This is a genomic window from Chryseobacterium jejuense (assembly GCF_900100075.1).
GTDB classification, from domain to species: domain Bacteria; phylum Bacteroidota; class Bacteroidia; order Flavobacteriales; family Weeksellaceae; genus Chryseobacterium; species Chryseobacterium jejuense.
The window spans coordinates 339103-355010 of the sequence record NZ_FNEG01000004.1 but is presented as its reverse complement, the minus strand read 5'-3'; the positions used below and the strand labels follow the sequence as shown (position 1 = coordinate 355010).

General features: G+C 37.3%; 12 protein-coding genes. All 12 read right to left on the bottom strand.

All coding sequences use genetic code 11. The features are described 5' to 3' along the window. Positions 1 to 38: 38 nt before the first annotated feature. The 12 genes from BLS98_RS13885 to BLS98_RS13830 all read right to left on the bottom strand — a co-directional run bounded on the left by BLS98_RS13885 (position 39) and on the right by BLS98_RS13830 (position 15907). Complete coding sequence (locus tag BLS98_RS13885) at positions 39 to 746, bottom strand: RipA family octameric membrane protein (protein WP_089737104.1); 708 nt, start codon at positions 744 to 746, stop codon at positions 39 to 41. A gap of 426 nt (positions 747 to 1172) precedes the next feature. Further along, complete coding sequence (locus tag BLS98_RS13880) at positions 1173 to 1679, bottom strand: hypothetical protein (RefSeq protein WP_089737341.1); 507 nt, start codon at positions 1677 to 1679, stop codon at positions 1173 to 1175. Between the two features lie 224 nt (positions 1680 to 1903). Then, positions 1904 to 2263, bottom strand: a complete 360-nt coding sequence (locus tag BLS98_RS13875) for a helix-turn-helix domain-containing protein (RefSeq protein WP_089737103.1) — start codon at positions 2261 to 2263, stop codon at positions 1904 to 1906. Between the two features lie 82 nt (positions 2264 to 2345). Further along, the gene (locus tag BLS98_RS13870; protein WP_089737102.1) at positions 2346 to 3272 is read right to left on the bottom strand and encodes a DNA adenine methylase; all 927 of its coding nucleotides are present in this window, start codon (positions 3270 to 3272) and stop codon (positions 2346 to 2348) included. After that, positions 3269 to 4852, bottom strand: coding sequence for a ParB/Srx family N-terminal domain-containing protein (locus BLS98_RS13865; protein WP_089737101.1), 1584 nt, complete (start codon positions 4850 to 4852; stop codon positions 3269 to 3271). The genes BLS98_RS13870 and BLS98_RS13865 overlap by 4 nt, the downstream gene beginning before the upstream one ends. A 267-nt stretch (positions 4853 to 5119) precedes the next feature. Then, the gene (locus tag BLS98_RS13860) at positions 5120 to 5656 is read right to left on the bottom strand and encodes a hypothetical protein (RefSeq protein ID WP_089737100.1); all 537 of its coding nucleotides are present in this window, start codon (positions 5654 to 5656) and stop codon (positions 5120 to 5122) included. Beyond that, positions 5653 to 6903 carry a condensation domain-containing protein gene (locus BLS98_RS13855; protein WP_089737099.1) on the bottom strand — a complete coding sequence of 417 codons (1251 nt, stop codon included), beginning with the start codon at positions 6901 to 6903 and terminating at the stop codon, positions 5653 to 5655. Before BLS98_RS13855 ends, BLS98_RS13860 begins: the two co-directional genes overlap by 4 nt. Beyond that, on the bottom strand, positions 6900 to 8183 hold the full coding sequence (locus tag BLS98_RS13850) for a condensation domain-containing protein (protein ID WP_089737098.1): 1284 nt from the start codon (positions 8181 to 8183) through the stop codon (positions 6900 to 6902). The genes BLS98_RS13855 and BLS98_RS13850 overlap by 4 nt, the downstream gene beginning before the upstream one ends. Positions 8184 to 8186: 3 nt before the next feature. Next, positions 8187 to 10589: a glycosyltransferase gene (locus BLS98_RS13845; RefSeq protein WP_089737097.1), complete on the bottom strand. Its 2403-nt coding sequence runs from the start codon at positions 10587 to 10589 to the stop codon at positions 8187 to 8189. Next, the gene (locus BLS98_RS13840; protein ID WP_089737096.1) at positions 10582 to 11364 is read right to left on the bottom strand and encodes an alpha/beta fold hydrolase; all 783 of its coding nucleotides are present in this window, start codon (positions 11362 to 11364) and stop codon (positions 10582 to 10584) included. Before BLS98_RS13840 ends, BLS98_RS13845 begins: the two co-directional genes overlap by 8 nt. Then, complete coding sequence (locus tag BLS98_RS13835; RefSeq protein ID WP_002977699.1) at positions 11355 to 11654, bottom strand: acyl carrier protein; 300 nt, start codon at positions 11652 to 11654, stop codon at positions 11355 to 11357. The genes BLS98_RS13840 and BLS98_RS13835 overlap by 10 nt, the downstream gene beginning before the upstream one ends. Next, positions 11642 to 15907, bottom strand: a complete 4266-nt coding sequence (locus BLS98_RS13830; protein WP_089737095.1) for a type I polyketide synthase — start codon at positions 15905 to 15907, stop codon at positions 11642 to 11644. The genes BLS98_RS13835 and BLS98_RS13830 overlap by 13 nt, the downstream gene beginning before the upstream one ends. Between the last annotated feature and the right edge of the window lies 1 nt (position 15908).

Below are 15908 nucleotides of genomic sequence, written 5' to 3'. Positions count from 1 at the left end.
AATTATTAGGAAGCAACTTATTTAAAAGTTATACATATTTAATTGATATCTATATAAGTTGGGTTTTTATAAGCACTACCTTTTTTCCAATGTTTATGCATAAAGGAAACAGTTTGTTTATAATAAATAAAGCTGAATAGGAAAAGAGCAAATGAAGTAGTTAAAATGCTGAGCATCCAACAACAAAATTCCTCTTGCAATTTAAATAGAAAAACTATTAATAAGTTCATTAATAATGCCCAGAAAACTGTAACACATAAACTTAAGAATTGGTTGACTTTACTTACCGAAAAAGGATAATAAGAATTTAAACTCCAAAAATTAAGATTAGGTTTAATTAAGGTTTTAAATAATGGACCATTTAAAGTATTTTCTAAAAGATCAATATGTGTTTCCCAATTTTTTTGCCACACTTTACTACCTCTATTGACAAAATACCATCCTAATGAAAAAAGATAACCTAGAAGTACTATTAAGATAATGAGTGCTTTTTTTAATATGGTAATGGATGGATCTTTCTCATTTAATAGAAAATTAGAATTGAGCATACTATATGTAGCTAAAAAAATAGCTGCAATGAAAGCCCAAAAATAGGTAGCTCTTTTCCAATATAAATCTATTTCAAATTTTCTAGTATCAAGAGCATTTTTATAGGCTTCCTTAAGTACTTCTGTTTGCTTTTCTCTCGGAATATCCTTTAATAAATGGTTTATATATTCTTCTTGTTGTATTAAGTTTGGTTGCATGGTAATTAGATTAATAGATAATTGTTATTAGATATCATATTTTATACTTTTTTCTTATCTTTTAGATAACAATGATAAGAAAAATCTTTAATTTTTACTTAAGGGAAAGCATAAAATATGATGAAAACAGCCATTAAAAGAGGCTTAGACACTTCCAAAGTACTTATAGGTATTTCAATAACCCTCTATAGGTACTTCTGAGGAACCTTTAACTCCTTAATGAAGTGGCGATCCCCCCTTACCTAAGGGGGTATCGCGGGTTGCATAACTGATTATCGGGGCTTGTGAAAGGGCTGTAGACCGTTGTTTAAGGGTATGGAGCTACTTGTGTAAATCCTTAGAGGGACTTTTAAGGTAGGGTGAAGGAGGAGAGCATGAAAAAAGCACGTGAAAACGTGCTTTTTAATGTAAACTGTTATTTCAATATTATCCTTGCGGATTATCATTATTAGAGGGCGGTGGAGGAGGAGATTGAGGTTGTTGTGGCGTTATAAAAAACTGTTTCATATCTTCATAGACAACATTGGTACCCGGAACATTTTCTTCAGACAGAAACCTGATATTTCTGTAAAAGCTGATTGCATTGTGGTAGTTGTCATGATCGAGTAAGACTTTGGTATCAGACAATTGCTCTGCTAGTGAATCTAATAGCTGCAACCGCTGCTCTATTTGTTCTCTGGCGATATAATCCCTGTCGAATTCTGCTTTGTCCAGAAATCCCGGAACATGCTGTGCGTATTGTTCCATATAGCTTTTGGCCTTATTTACAAAGAGTTTGTTCTGTTCTGCAATTCTCCCATACTGTTGTCTCTGGTCTGGGGTAAGGTTGATGGTTTTTCCTACAAGGACAGTCTGGATGTCCTGAATAGCTTTGTCAATAGTTTCTAAATCACTTTTAGAAAAACTTAAACTGATTAAATTGTCTAGTGCCATAAGATGTGTTTTTTGAGGTTGATATTTCCAAATATAGTGAGTATTATATTTGGAAAATGAAAGCATTAGCAGTTTTTCGGTGAGCGTTAAGCAGATTGTATAAATAGGATGATGAGGTTTTTATTTTTTGTATTTCTAATGAAAAAAATAATTGGATAAGGATCAAAATATAAAACGACTGCTTTATAAAGCAGTCGTTTTTATAATCTGTTAAAATCAAGTTATTATTTTTTTGATTTAAGGCTTTCTATTTCCTTTTGCAAAGTTTCTACCTGTTCTTTCAGGAGCTTAATATATTCTTGTTGATTTTCTAAAATATATTCTGGAATATTTAAATACGTATTCATAAAAGGTCCAGAGTTAGTTGAAGTATCATTAAAATTGACAACATTAGCATTTCTTTCTTCTTTGATCTCTTCTACTGGTACATCTAAAGCCTTAGCAAGCTTTTCCCATTCATCATCATATATTCTTACTTCACCGTTTTCTTTTCTACAGTAGTTAGAAACATCTGTAGATAAAATTTTAGACATATAATCTTGTGTATAACCTCTTTGTTTTCTTAGATTTTTTAGCTTTTCCATAGTGGGGGTGTGCTTTTTACAAATATAGAGAAAATTTAATGGTGTATTAATTTCAAAAAAGATTTATCACCATTTTCTTATACTAAATAATTGATCTTTTGAGCTCAAGAACTTCATTGGGGTTTTGCATAACTTTTTTTCTCGAATAATGATTATAGCTATTTACCATTTTACAGTTTTTACTAGCTATTAACAATTCACGTCCAATTTTTGTTCTATTGACAAAATAATTAAATTCAAAAATATTTTTATAAACTTCTTTATATATATTATGTATGAGTTCATGGTCATCGTATGATGTAACCCATTTGTAATTAAAATTTTTTTGAAGATATTTTGCTAGTCTCTTATGGTCATTATCATTGAAATAATTTAAATATAAATCTTTTCCTTGTTCAACATATGGGGGGTCTAAATAAACAAAAATATCTGTAGAACTGTGCTTCTCTTTTGAAATATCTTTTAAGAAAGTGAGAATGTCTTTGTTGAAAAGCTTTATTCTATCCTTATAACAAGAGATTAATTCAATTCTTTTTATTAAATCTTTTTTGTTATATCTAGCATCAATTTTCCAATTACCTGCTTGCTCGTTTCCTCCTATAACTCCGGCTTTTAATATTCCTGATCTATTACATCTATTTAAAAAGAAAGTTGTAAACGCCAATTCTAAATCGGAAAATTCTGCTAAATTATCTGATTTAATTATCTCTTTTCTATATTTCCATTCATTGATTGATACAGGGGTATCATGAATTTTTTTGACTAATTGTTCTGTATTATTTAAAACGCAAAACCAAAATTTGTAAATAAAAATATCACTATCATTTAAATATATCTCATTTACATCCTCAAGCATTAATAGTTTTAAAGCAGCTCCTGCTCCTCCTGCAAATCCCTCTGCATAAATTCCATCTATAACATTATTATGAATAATCATTTTCTTGAGAAAATCATATAATGAAACTTTCCCACCAGGATATCTTAAAGGGCTATAGTGTTGACTAATCATTTTTTCTTTAAATTATTCACCATAAATTCTAAAATAGGAAACAATTTCTCCCATGCATCTTGAAGTTCCGAACTATCACTTGGATAATATTCATTATGAACAAGATTATTAAACTCATTGTGTCCAATAATTTTCTCAATTTTATTACTGCTACTCAAGTGACTTTGTAATGATGATTTCATTTTTGGTTCTTCAAGTAGATCAGAGCTAACAATATGAGAAAGCATAAATTTTAAGCTTGGAATAAAATTTCTTGGAACACCACCAGAAAATTTCAATTCTTTTTTAAGGTCATTTTTGAACTTTTCATCAGGAACATAGTTTGTTTTTGATTGATAAAAATTTAATATTTTGGTTAAAATTTTATCATTTTCTTCCTGAATTTCTTTGCCTTTTAGTTTTTTTATTTCATCAATTTCATTATGATTTTTCAAATATTGATAAGTTAACATATCTATATAGCTCCTCATTAATACTGCCACAGCATTGGTGTGATTTTTTAAGTTAAGTGATTTTAATTCACTGAAAATTCTGTCAATTCTTTTGTTTCCAGAAATTAAGTGAACATTTTCACCAAAAAGCTTTGAAGAGTTAGTTCTTTTAACTTTTAATTTCTCTGCTTCATTGTTCGTTGTATCTTCAACTTTATCTTCAATTTCATCTTCAATATCTGAATAATCATTACTTTCATCTAAAGATATTGTGAAATCAAAATCTTTGGAATTTGAAATAGAATCAAAATATTTCTTTTTATCATCTTCTGTATTCAAAGAACGAGAATTGATTTCACCGTCAAGAACTTTTTTAACTAAGAAAGAAAGTCTTTTTTCAAACTCTTCTTTTGGTAATAGTTTTTTTATTGAAGAATTATCATTAAAATCAAGACCTAAAAAGTCTCTACCATATTTTGATTCATAAACTCTCTCAACATTTGTCATACTAAATTTGGTTTCTTCAAGAACATCTTTTAAATATTTGTCATCTAATTGTAACTTCCTAATTTCATTAAATACATTATATCTTTTTAATGACTTTTTTATTTCCCCTTTAGTTGTAGAGAATTTTGTAGACAATTCATCAATAGTTTCTCCATCTATAAACCTATTGTGAATAAACCTATCCTGTTTTGTTTTATCCCATCTCTCGACTACTGAACCTCCCGTATGTCTGTTTACAATCATCTGGTCAGCAGAAGGTCTATCAGGAGAAATATAGACTTCTAATTTTTTAATAATTTCAATATCAAAATTTTTTAAAAGTCTTTTTATTTGAGTTCTTTTACTATCACTTTTTATTAAATCTGGATTAAGTAATATTTTACAAGCAGTAACTCTTCTATTACCTTCTAAGACTATGAACTTATTATTTTCTTTTGTAACAATGGGTTGTTCATTTAAAAAATAATTTTGTAGGATAATTGATTTTGCTAACTCTATAACTTTTTCATTTTCTATTAAATAATCAATAATATCAGATTGTGAATTTTTTTTCCCTGATTGTGTTAATCTTGGATTTTCAGAATCTAACTTTAAAGAAGTAATGGATATTTTTTTTTTAGGCCATTCAAAATAGTTAATCATAATTAATTAGTTTTTGGTTCTCCATTAGCTTATTAAAAAATTCTAACTAAAAATATCTCTTCACTTTTCAATAAAACTAATGAATAATTTTGCAAAAATAAATAAAAAAAATGTCTTTAAAATATGCTACTAATTAGGTAGTATATTAATAATAATCTTTTTACAATTATAAAAAAAAATAAATTATTTTTTTTACGGAAAACCGTAAAAAAAAGTTTCAATTATAATTGAAACTTTTTTGTAATAACATTACATCATTTATTTTTATTAGGATAATAGATTCACCCTCCTACACATCCACCTCCTCAACCTCCACACCGGCAAATACACAAACACCACAGACAAAATCCCAGCCAGTGTTCCCACAACAACAGCCATCGCCGTAGCATCCAGCTTATAATCCTTAGAAAAATTATATTGCCCTAAGAAAAGCATCGCTAATACCAAAGAACAGGTAATCACACCATGCAGAATACTCAGCTTGGTCATTAATTTTTTAATATTTAACTGTTCATCTACGGTAAACTCAATGGCGCCTTGTCCGGCGGCATCGGTTACTCTTTTGAGGATGTCTATGGTGAGAACAACGGGGAGAAATAAGGCCATGGGTAAGGTAAGGCGGGCCAGGTTCTGTTCGCCGGAGAAAAAATGGGTGTAGCCTAATTCTTTGAAGCTGGCATAGGCGATGATGAAATTGAAAAATACATTCGGAAGGACATAGTAAATCGTACGCTTGATGAGAAAGCGTTTGAGGGTAGTTTTTTTGAGCTTTTTAGGTGGCTTCGGCTTAAATTTCAATTTCATGAGGTGGTCATTAGCGCTATGGCTTTCTCTTTTATTTGGGCGGCTTCCGCTTTGGGAAGGAAGTCTTCGTTGGACAAAAATATAAAATCCATCTGATGGTTGTACGTACTCGTTACCAAAGTGTTTGAGTTCAGCCATGGGAAGGCTACCGTAGGACTGAAAATGGTATCGATGCTGAAGTTTTTGTACTCGTTCGGGATGTTGATCCTGCCCATATTGGATAAGGTAACATCATGACCGCCATTGCTTGATTTAAGCATGGAGATCATACGGTCAACAATCGGATGCATCTGTTCACCCATCCACAGCAGTTCGCGGGCTTCCATTTTTCCTATTTTTTGAACTAGGTCTTCTTTGATGTGCTTGGCGTTTTTCAACAGATCAGAACTTCCTTTTTTAATCGCAAGATCAACCGTTGGAGCAAAAGCAAATAAATGATCTTCTTTGATCTCCGGAATAAAATGACGCACATCTACCGGGCTGATCACTTTCCCTTTGGCTTCTTTCCCTTTTACTTCCTGGAATGCCTGCATAAACGCAGAACAAAGCAAAGCATGTACGGAAACCCCATTGGCTTTACATCTTTCAGTGATCTGAGCCGTGGTGGCCGGATCCAGTTTTTGGTGAAGAACATAGTCTTTCCCAAGGTTTCTCTTTTTGCTTTTTTGCTGTAGCATAAAGAAGAACCTGGCAAAGGTCAGATAAAGTTTGGCTTTGAATTTCTTACTTTTTACATTAAAGTTGGAAGGGAGAAATTCATCTACTGAAATAAAAGGCTCGTAAGGTTCTAATTCTAAAGCTGGGTTATCTAAAAGCTGAAGAAGCTCCTTCATTAAAGTCACTCCTGTGGTTCCGTCTGAAATACAATGAGGGATGGCCCAAAATACTTCAGAAACATCCTGTCCTCTTACCCAGACTACACGGGCTAGCGGTGTTTTTTCTTCCTCAAATAAGACTTTCCATTCTTTTTGAGACTCTGTCAGCCAGTCCTGGTCTGTTTTTCTTTCTACGATGCGGAGCGGGATAGGAGCAATCTCTTTTTCTTCTATAAAAAAAGGGTATTTCTCACTTTTAGAGTCTATCACCACTCTTAGCAATGCATGTTTCTGCTGGATTTTTTCCAGAGCAGTTTTAAAATTCTGCTCCGGAAGTTCTCCTTTTATTTTGGCTGCAAATATACAGTTTACGGGCGTTTCGGGATCTACATACATGATCCTTTCCACCATCATTAGTTTTCTTTTGATCATGATACAGCAATATATTCCAGTTGAATTTTAATGATCTTCATAACTTCATCACGAATCGCCATGGCGTCAGTATACGGTAAATACCCTTCACTTCCTACAAAAGAAAAATCCATTTTCCCACGATACGTAGAAACTACCAGTGTGATGGTATTACCCAACGGACCAATTACGGACGGACTGAAAATAGTATCTACGCTAAATTCCTTATACTCATGAGGAATCTGAATGCGTCCCAGATTGGAAAACATACAGTCGTTAGACGATTTTCCGTTCTTTAAAAGTTTAGTGAAATTGTTCAAAGCATCATGGCCGGATTCCATCACCATCATGGTAATATAAGGGTCCAGCTTAGAGGTTTTGCGTTCTACAGAAGCCTGCATCGCATGTAAATTCTCTATAAAGCTCAGTTTTTCATTGGCAGAAACTACGATCATCAATCCAAAAGCAAAAATATGGTCGTTTTTGATCTGGCTAGCAAAACGTCTGATATCTACAGGACAGGATACTTTATTAAAAGCTCCGGTTCCTTTTACTTTTTTGAATGCCTGAAGTAAAGCGACACTTAAGAAGGTATTCACCGTAACGCCATTGGCTTTGCAATAGGAAATCAGTTGCTGGCTAATGGTTTCGCTTACTTTCCAGCTGATTAAATAATCATCTTGACGGTCAATAGCCTTTTTACCGGTAGGAATCACCTTAATGGCTGTAGCGGCTAATCTCCCAATGAATTTTGCTTTTAATTTCTGCTTCTGGTTGTTTAAAATATTAGCCGGAACTACATCCTGGATACCTAAAATAGGACTTTCTATCCCGATATCGGCTTTTGGATTATCCAATACTTTTAAAAATTCATAAAGGAAGGCCATTGCAGAACCACCATCGCATAAACAATGGTGGAACGCAAATAGCATGTCAGAAACGTCTTCCCCCTTGATCCAGACAAACCGGATAAGAGGCATTTTTTTAGGATCGAATAAGGTATTCCATTCCCTTTTGGATTCTTCCTGCCACTGATCTTCTCCTTGTCTGGCAATAATACGCACTGGAATGGAGATCGGGTTTTCAGGAACATCAAACCAAGGGATATTTTTATCATCGTGAGCAATAAGGGCTCTTAACCACGGATGTTTTTGCTGGATCTGAGCCAAAGCCTGCTGGATATCCTTCAATGTAAAGGTACCTCTGAGCCTGAAAGGGATCACCGCATTGAAGGGTTCTGTTCCGTCTCCCAGTAACATTCGCTCACCAAATAATAATCTTCTTTTAATAGGTTGGTTCATAGGCTATACAGACGCTAATGTGGAATGTTCCTGTACAAAGTTTTCTAATAACTCTACTGCTTTATCATTACCTCCGGCAAGATTGAAGGTATTTTGTACTTCCTGAGCAGCAGCTCTGTATTTAGGATTTTCCAGTAATTCAAAAACGGTTTCACGAAGAGCCTCTACACGCAGTCTCTTGTATCGGATGCTGATTCCGCAACCAGCCTGCTCGATTAATTTCGCAATGTGGAAATGATCATAAGCAATAGGCGTGATCAACATTGGTAATCCGTTACGGAAAGTATCATTTACGGTATTGAAACCTCCGTGGCAAATGACCATATCCATTCTTTGCATCACTGCAGATTGAGGCACGAAGCTGTTCACAATAAAGTTCTCCGGCCATTCTTCAAAGATTTCCGGTGGAGTAGCAGCAATCACCGTTACCGGCTGATCTTTAAATGCGGCAATAATCTTTTCAAAGAAAGCTTTTCTGATGTCTACCAACAACGTTCCCAGCGATACGAAGATCTTTGGAGTAGTAGAAGCATTTAATTTATCCCAGTCAAAAGGAGCATCGTTGGGACGACCTTTTACAGGACCTACAAATTTCATGTGAGAGGGTACCGTATCAAAACCGGCAAAGGCTTGTGACGTAAATACCATATTCAGTTTATGAGAATGGATGTAAATACCTTCCTCATGAATACCTACTTCTTTTTGCAGGTCTTTGATGAGGTTTTGCTGCCATTCCCAGATTTTAGGGGCACTTTTTTCAGTATCTCCCATCACGTCCGGCGGAACAGGCGTGGTCGTTACGCAAGGAATATTATGTTTGTGAGCGAAAAGCGCACCTCCGAAGGTGATACAGTCATTCACGATCACATCAGGCATCCAGTTTTCTGTTAATCGGGTTAATCCAGGCATCATCATTTTAGCAAAAGGAACATACGTTTCTTCCAGTGCTAATTTCATCACTTCAGGACCTGAACAAGCCGGTCCGTCATCCTGTCTTTTTAAAATGCGGGTGATTTCTTCCTGATACGGAATAAGATCTTCTTCAGGATAAAAATAAGAACCTCCTTCCGGAATATGTTTGCTGTCTAAAGGCGTAATTCCGAACCATTTTACTTCATGGCCACGGGCAATCAGACTGGCTCCCACACTTAATGTAGGGCTCACATGTCCGAAAAACGGCGGAACAACGAATAAAAATTTAGATGGTTTTTCTGGTTTTGAAGTCTTTGTGATGGCTTCTTCCAATAAATTAGCGGCTGTAGATGCTCCTCCTGCTTCCATAAAAGATTGTCCTACTTTTTGAGCTGCTTCACGATAGCTCGGGTTATTTAATATTTGTTGTACTGCCTCTTTCAGGTGATTGGCTTTAAATCTGTTGAAATTAAGTCTTTCCCCTGCTTCTGTACGTACCACACGTCCTGCAACGTGCGACTGGTCATACGCAATAGGAATCACGACTAAGGGAATCCCGTTGGATAAGGTTTCAGAAACGGTATTGTGACCGCCATGGCAAACCACCCCGTCAAGATGAGGTAACAGATCCAATTGAGGAACCTGCTGATACACCATAAAGTTATCCGGCCATTGCTCGAAAAGCTGTGGATCAGAAACTACAACAACGGTTAAATCTTCCTCTTTAAAAGCATCCACAACTTTTTGGAAGAATGCTTTTTTATGATCGTGATCGAAAGTAGTTCCGATGCTTACTAAAATCTTTTTGTTGGTGGCATTTTTTAATCTGTCCCAATCGAATTCACAAGAGATACGACGCTCGGTAAGAACGGGTCCCGTGAATTGGTATTGAGGTTCCAAATCTTCCATTTCCCCAAAGAAATAATTGGAGGTTAAAACAAGGGCCAAAAGATCTGAAGTTGCAAGAGAACGCTCTTCATGAAAACCTAGTTCTTTCTGTAGATCAATGATCTGATTCACTTCCCATTCGTGAACTTTAGGCAGTTCATTCATGATTTTAATGGCAGCCGGAGCGGTAACGGAAGTCGCACAAGGAATTCCTAATGCTTTGGCAGCTACCGGAGCTGCAAATAACTGGTGGTCACCAATAATTAAATCAGGTTGATATGTTTTTAATAAAGCAACAATTCCGTTATAGCAATGTCTGTTTAGTGGAATAAGAACTTCTTCGTAAAGGAATTTCACACTGTCTATTCCGTAGACTACCTTTTTGGAAATAATATCGAGATACTGTTCACTTTCTTTCTTTTCTGCGTCGGTCTGATCGTATTGGATCAGTAACAATTTTCCGCCCTCCGGAAGTTTAGCCTCTAACGTAGGGTCAAGGCTGATCCAGGCTACTTCGTGCCCTCTTTCCAACAGAGTAGCACCGATGCTTAGGGTAGGGTTGACATGTCCTGTCAAGGGTGGAACTATAAATGCAAATTTAGCCATGGTTCTTCGTTAAAATATTAGATAAAAACTGAGCGATCGTCTCTGCGATAAGCTGAGGTTCCTGAATCGGAATATTGTGATCGCCGGAGATTAATTCAAGTTCGGACGAACCGATTTGAGCCTGCAGCCATTCTCCTGTAGGTCTGCAATTGGAATCAGCACCGTAAAGCAATAAAGTGGAAGCTGTCAATTCATTGAAATCGGCTTCACCAAGGAAATGTTTTTCCTTAATCATATCTGCTTTGATGCTGGTTTGATTAAACAGAAACTCATACATACGATGGTTCTTTTCCATTTGTCTTTTGCCCATCTGCACTTTGGTGGTATCTGTAAAATTGGCTACATAATGCTCAAGGAATTCCTTGCTGTATTCATCAATGATGTTACGGGCTTTTTCGTCCTGAGGATCCGGAGCTTCCATCACTACCAGTTGATTAACGCGTTCAGGGTATTTTAAAGCTGTTTTTAAAGCAATAAGACCTCCGAAGCTATAGCCTACAAGATGTACTTTTTCCAGTTGAAGGTGATCTATTAAACCCATCAGATCGGATGACATGTTTTCAAGGTCGTACCCATCCAAAAAGCGTTCACTCATACCGTGACTTTTCAGATCGTACATCACCACATGGAAATGTTTTGCCAGAATTGGGGCAATATTAAAATAATAAATGGACAGGTTACTGAACATACCGTGGATTAAGACCACGGTTTGTTCGGCTCCTTTATTGAGTTCCTGTATATGAACTTGTCTGTTATTGACAGTGATTATTGGCATTCGTAGATATAATTGATGATCATACTAAGGTCAAGATTAATAAGCTGGTCAAGATCCATAGAAGATAACCAACCTGTAAAGTCGATCTGATCGCCAAAATGCGCCTTGATCTTTTCAGAGAAAGAGACAATTTCGATGCTGTCCATTTCAAGATCTTTGGTGAATGAACTTTCCGGAGTAATGTCCATCTCCTCTACAAATTCAGCACCTATCACTTCAGTAATAAAACCTTTTAATAAAGTAAAAAGTTCTTCGTGGTTCATTTTTAATGTTGCGTTTACAGTGTCCATCCGATAATATAATTTTTATGTTTAATAGTTTTGATTTCAATATTGTTGATCCACAAGTGATCGTCTTTTATTTGTTCTACTTCAAAGGCTTTTGGATTTCCTTTCAATCCGGTTCCTAAGAATTTTCCGTAGGCTTCTTTGGCAACCCAGAAACGGGTCGTCCATTCTGCCTGATCTTTTCCTTTTAATAAGGCTAATTCGTTGTCTGTAAATACCAGATCATAGAATCCTTCGCTGCGTTCTTCCATGAGTTCCATATCGATTCCTACAGATTTGCCATATCTCGCAATTCCCACAGCTTCTTTTCCTTTGTGAGCGAGTGAAATATGAATGTCCTCTGTAAAATCACTGATGAGGTAAGGTTTTCCTACTTCATCAGAACGGATTTCAAACGTGATCGGGAAGCAGGCGTGATTTTTTTCCTGACGAAGAAGATTTCTCACGGCATCTTTCACTGCAACACGGCTTACCATCCAGTTTTTCTTCTTGTTGGGTAATAATTGCTGGTGATGCTGTTTTTCCGTTTGGTTGAAATATCTTTTCAGGATAAAATCCCATGAAGCGACTCTGGTATAGGCTTGGTGGAAGAAGAATACTTCAGGAGCAATCTCTTCAGAAAGTCGGTTGTGCAACGGCGACATGGAAACATTCCATAATGCGGCATCAATTTCCAGTCTTCTGTTCTGCCAGCCTGTGATGGCACACCATACTTTTCCGTCTCTTTTAAGAACGATATTAGCAATGGCAAACTCATCGTTAAGCTCAGTCTGCATACAGGTGCATTCAAAAATACCTTCCTGATCGTGCATGTCTCCGAAGAATTCAATATCTCTGATCTTCACCGGGAAGGCGATACGGTCTTTCACTAAAGTAAGCTGCAGCCAAAGCCCGAATAATTGCCCGGCATTATCCAATAGAGATCCTTTTCCGCCATTTCCTTTGATCTTTCCTATAATTCCTTTAGTTCCAACCGCTGAAACTTCAGTAATTCCCTGGTATTTGTCACCATGGAACATGTGCATGTCGTAGATTTCTTCAGGGGTTCTTTCAATCGGTAAAAGATCACCAATGGAAAGATTGAAGTTTGGAGTAGGAATCGGGCCGGATTTTAAGGTGACTTCTGCATTGGCGAAGTTCTCAATATCCAGATACGCATGATTTTCACCACGCCATTGTCCTTTCACGGTTTTCTCAAAAGGCTGCGCTACGTTCATCCATTGGAATACACTTACATTCATGATTTTATGAACCTGTGTTCCCGGAATTTCCGCTTCTGCAATTTCTGCTAACTGTTCAAAGATCATGGTCATCGGGATTACCGGTTCCATATCGGCTACATGAGCCCATCCTTTAGGCTGTCTCAATAAGCTGTGATCGATCAGGTACGGATGACTTTCCAGCGTTACGTACAGATCTTTTGAGAAGGTTGTACTTCTCGGCGCTTGTGGAGCAGCATATTGTGCTATAGGAGCAACCTGAGCAGGACGTGGAATGGTAATCTCCGGACGGTTTTGGAATAGAGTAAGAACTTCTTCCTGCATACGGATCATATCATTCACATTGTCCTGGAATGCCTGTACCAGCGGATGACCACTTTTGGCAGTCATGGCTGAAGCTGAGGCGGTGTATTGTTTTGGTGTTTCAAAGGCTTGAGCTAAGGCTTTTACTTCTTTAAAGTTTCGGATAATAGGGGAGCCTAATTCCAGTTTAATGCCTTTTCCTGATGATTTTTTTAATTGCTGTTGAAGCTCTAAAAAGTCAAGAGCAATGGTTTTTCCTTCTACAAATAACGAAGCGACAACACGTTGTAGCTGTGCCAATGCAGAACGGGCAGGGACGCTGGAAGGAATGGTGCTGAATGCTTTTCCTTTCAAGGTATCATCAATAAATCCGATCAGACCACCGGTACCCACCTGAATGAATACTCTGGCACCTTCTTCGTATAATTTATCTGTCAGTTCGCGGAAACGAACAGGCTCTACCAAATGCTCTGCACTTAGTTTTCTGATGGCTGCCTGATCTGCTGGATAAGGTTCTAAAGTCGTTGCAGACCATAACGGAATCTTCGTTTTCTGGAACTGTGCTTTTTCCATTCCGGCAAGGATTACATCCAGTTTATCAGCGATAAATGGAGAGTGGAATCCAGACTGGAACGGCAGTACCTGATGGAAGATCTGTTTTGATTTTAATAACGGAACCAATTCATCCAATGCGGCATTGCTGCCACAAAGAATCACCTGATTAGGGCAGTTGTCGTTAGAAATATACAGGTCTGAAATTTCAGTAATAAAAGGCTGTACGACATCAATTCCGGCTCCGATGGCAATGAATTTAGAATCTTTTAGTTCAAAAGTTTCTGGATTCAATACATCGATTAAAGCTTTTACAGAATTGGCTTCTGCCAGCTCTGATGAATATCCTGCCAGCCATTCTCCTAAACTGTGTCCTGCATTCATGTCCGGGATGATTCCCAGTTTTTTTAATGAATTATCAAGGATGCTGCAGTTGTTGAAGATGTTTAAAGCATCAGTTAAAAGACCTTCTCCTTCAGTTTCTATAGGCGCTGTTAATCCGAAATAACGGCTAACACTGTCTACTTCACCTTTTGCCAGACCATCTAAACCAGGGAATACAAAGGCTACTTTACCGCCATCTTTTAATAATGGGGTAGAAGTGTACCAAATGTCCTGTTTATTTTTCCAGATCAGGTTTTTAGAAACAATTTTAAGGGCTTTTTCTACTCTTGCAGGGGTTGGATCGAATATCGCAACTCTGAAATCTCCTTCTCCTAAAGTCGTCTCGTTATTTTGTAATGCAGAAACCAATTCTGCATGAGTTGGTCTTGCCAATAGCAATACTTTGTCTTTTTTCGGCATATCATAGCCTTCCAGAACAACGTGAGCATTGATTCCTCCAAATCCGAAGGCGTTCACTGCTGCTACTTTTGGTAGTCCTGTTTTTGACCAGTTTTTAGCTTCCTGTACAGGCTCAAATCTTGTATTCTGCATATCAGCAGTAGGATTCTCACAGTACAATGTTGGTGGTAAAGTATCATGATGTAATGCCAGACAGGTTTTAATCAATCCCGCAATTCCAGCAGCCGGCATGGCATGTCCGATATTGGATTTCACAGAACCGATTCCTGCTACCGGAGCAGCTTCTTCTTTTCCAAAGAACTGAGCTAAGGTCTGAAGTTCTGTTTTATCTCCAAGCGGAGTTCCTGTACCATGAGCTTCGAGGTAACCTACTTTATTTTTATCCAGATCAGCATTGATCCAGGCTTGTTCTAAAGCTTTCAACTGACCTTTTACGGATGGGCTCATGACGCTGGTTCCGTTACCGTCACTGCTTACTCCTACTCCTTTAATCACTGCATAGATTTTATCCTGATCTCGAACGGCGTCTTCAAATCGTTTTAACACGACGAAACCACAACCTTCCCCAATCAATAATCCATCAGCATCCCTACTGAACGGTTTGATCTGTTCCTGGCGGGACATGGCTCCCAATTGAGCAAAAATACTCCAGAAAGCAGCGTTTTGTCCGGTGTGTACTCCTCCGGCGATCATCATATCGGAACGACCTCTCTGAAGTTCCTGTACGGCATGATCTACGGCAATTAAAGCACTGGCACAAGCGGCATCCACTGTGAAAGCAACCCCTCCAAGATCAAAACGGTTGGCTACCAATGAAGCTACCAGATTGGGAATTAATCCCATGGCAGTATCGGCAGCGAAACGTCCTTTGCGTTCCTGGAAAGCATGTTTTACTTTTTCAATATCAGCAGAAGATACCTGAGGCAGAAGTTCCTGCAATAAGGAGGAAATCTGTTCTCCGGTTCTTACAATTTCAATGGCACGGGTAGCTCCCGGCCCGGTATAGTTTCCTTTCCCGATGACAATTCCGGTCTTTTCAAGGGAAGTATTCTTTTGAAATACCCCAGCATCCTCTAAAGCTTTCTGAACTAGATCAAGGGTCAGTAAATGATCGGGTTCTGTTCCTTCCACGGCAAGGGGTAAAATCCCAAAAGTGGTAGGATTGAACTCATAATCAGGAATAAACCCGCCTCGTTTGCAATAGAAACGATCGACAGGGTTGGTGGCATCGCTAAAATGCACCGGATCTATCCTATCAGCCGGAGCAGATTGGGTAGAATCTACTTTATTGACAATATTCTGCCAAAAAGTTTGGGCATCCTGCGCCCCGGGAAAGACGCAGGATAGTCCAACTACAGCAACATCTGTTTTTTTCATG

Coding starts and splice junctions, on each gene's coding strand:
- BLS98_RS13870 (WP_089737102.1), bottom strand. CDS start 3,272: ATGATTAGTCAACACTATAGCCCTTTAAGATATCCTGGTGGGAAAGTT.
- BLS98_RS13830 (WP_089737095.1), bottom strand. CDS start 15,907: ATGAAAAAAACAGATGTTGCTGTAGTTGGACTATCCTGCGTCTTTCCC.
- BLS98_RS13855 (WP_089737099.1), bottom strand. CDS start 6,903: ATGATCAAAAGAAAACTAATGATGGTGGAAAGGATCATGTATGTAGAT.
- BLS98_RS13860 (WP_089737100.1), bottom strand. CDS start 5,656: ATGAAATTGAAATTTAAGCCGAAGCCACCTAAAAAGCTCAAAAAAACT.
- BLS98_RS13865 (WP_089737101.1), bottom strand. CDS start 4,852: ATGATTAACTATTTTGAATGGCCTAAAAAAAAAATATCCATTACTTCT.
- BLS98_RS13880 (WP_089737341.1), bottom strand. CDS start 1,679: ATGGCACTAGACAATTTAATCAGTTTAAGTTTTTCTAAAAGTGATTTA.
- BLS98_RS13840 (WP_089737096.1), bottom strand. CDS start 11,364: ATGCCAATAATCACTGTCAATAACAGACAAGTTCATATACAGGAACTC.
- BLS98_RS13835 (WP_002977699.1), bottom strand. CDS start 11,654: ATGGACACTGTAAACGCAACATTAAAAATGAACCACGAAGAACTTTTT.
- BLS98_RS13850 (WP_089737098.1), bottom strand. CDS start 8,183: ATGAACCAACCTATTAAAAGAAGATTATTATTTGGTGAGCGAATGTTA.
- BLS98_RS13885 (WP_089737104.1), bottom strand. CDS start 746: ATGCAACCAAACTTAATACAACAAGAAGAATATATAAACCATTTATTA.
- BLS98_RS13845 (WP_089737097.1), bottom strand. CDS start 10,589: ATGGCTAAATTTGCATTTATAGTTCCACCCTTGACAGGACATGTCAAC.
- BLS98_RS13875 (WP_089737103.1), bottom strand. CDS start 2,263: ATGGAAAAGCTAAAAAATCTAAGAAAACAAAGAGGTTATACACAAGAT.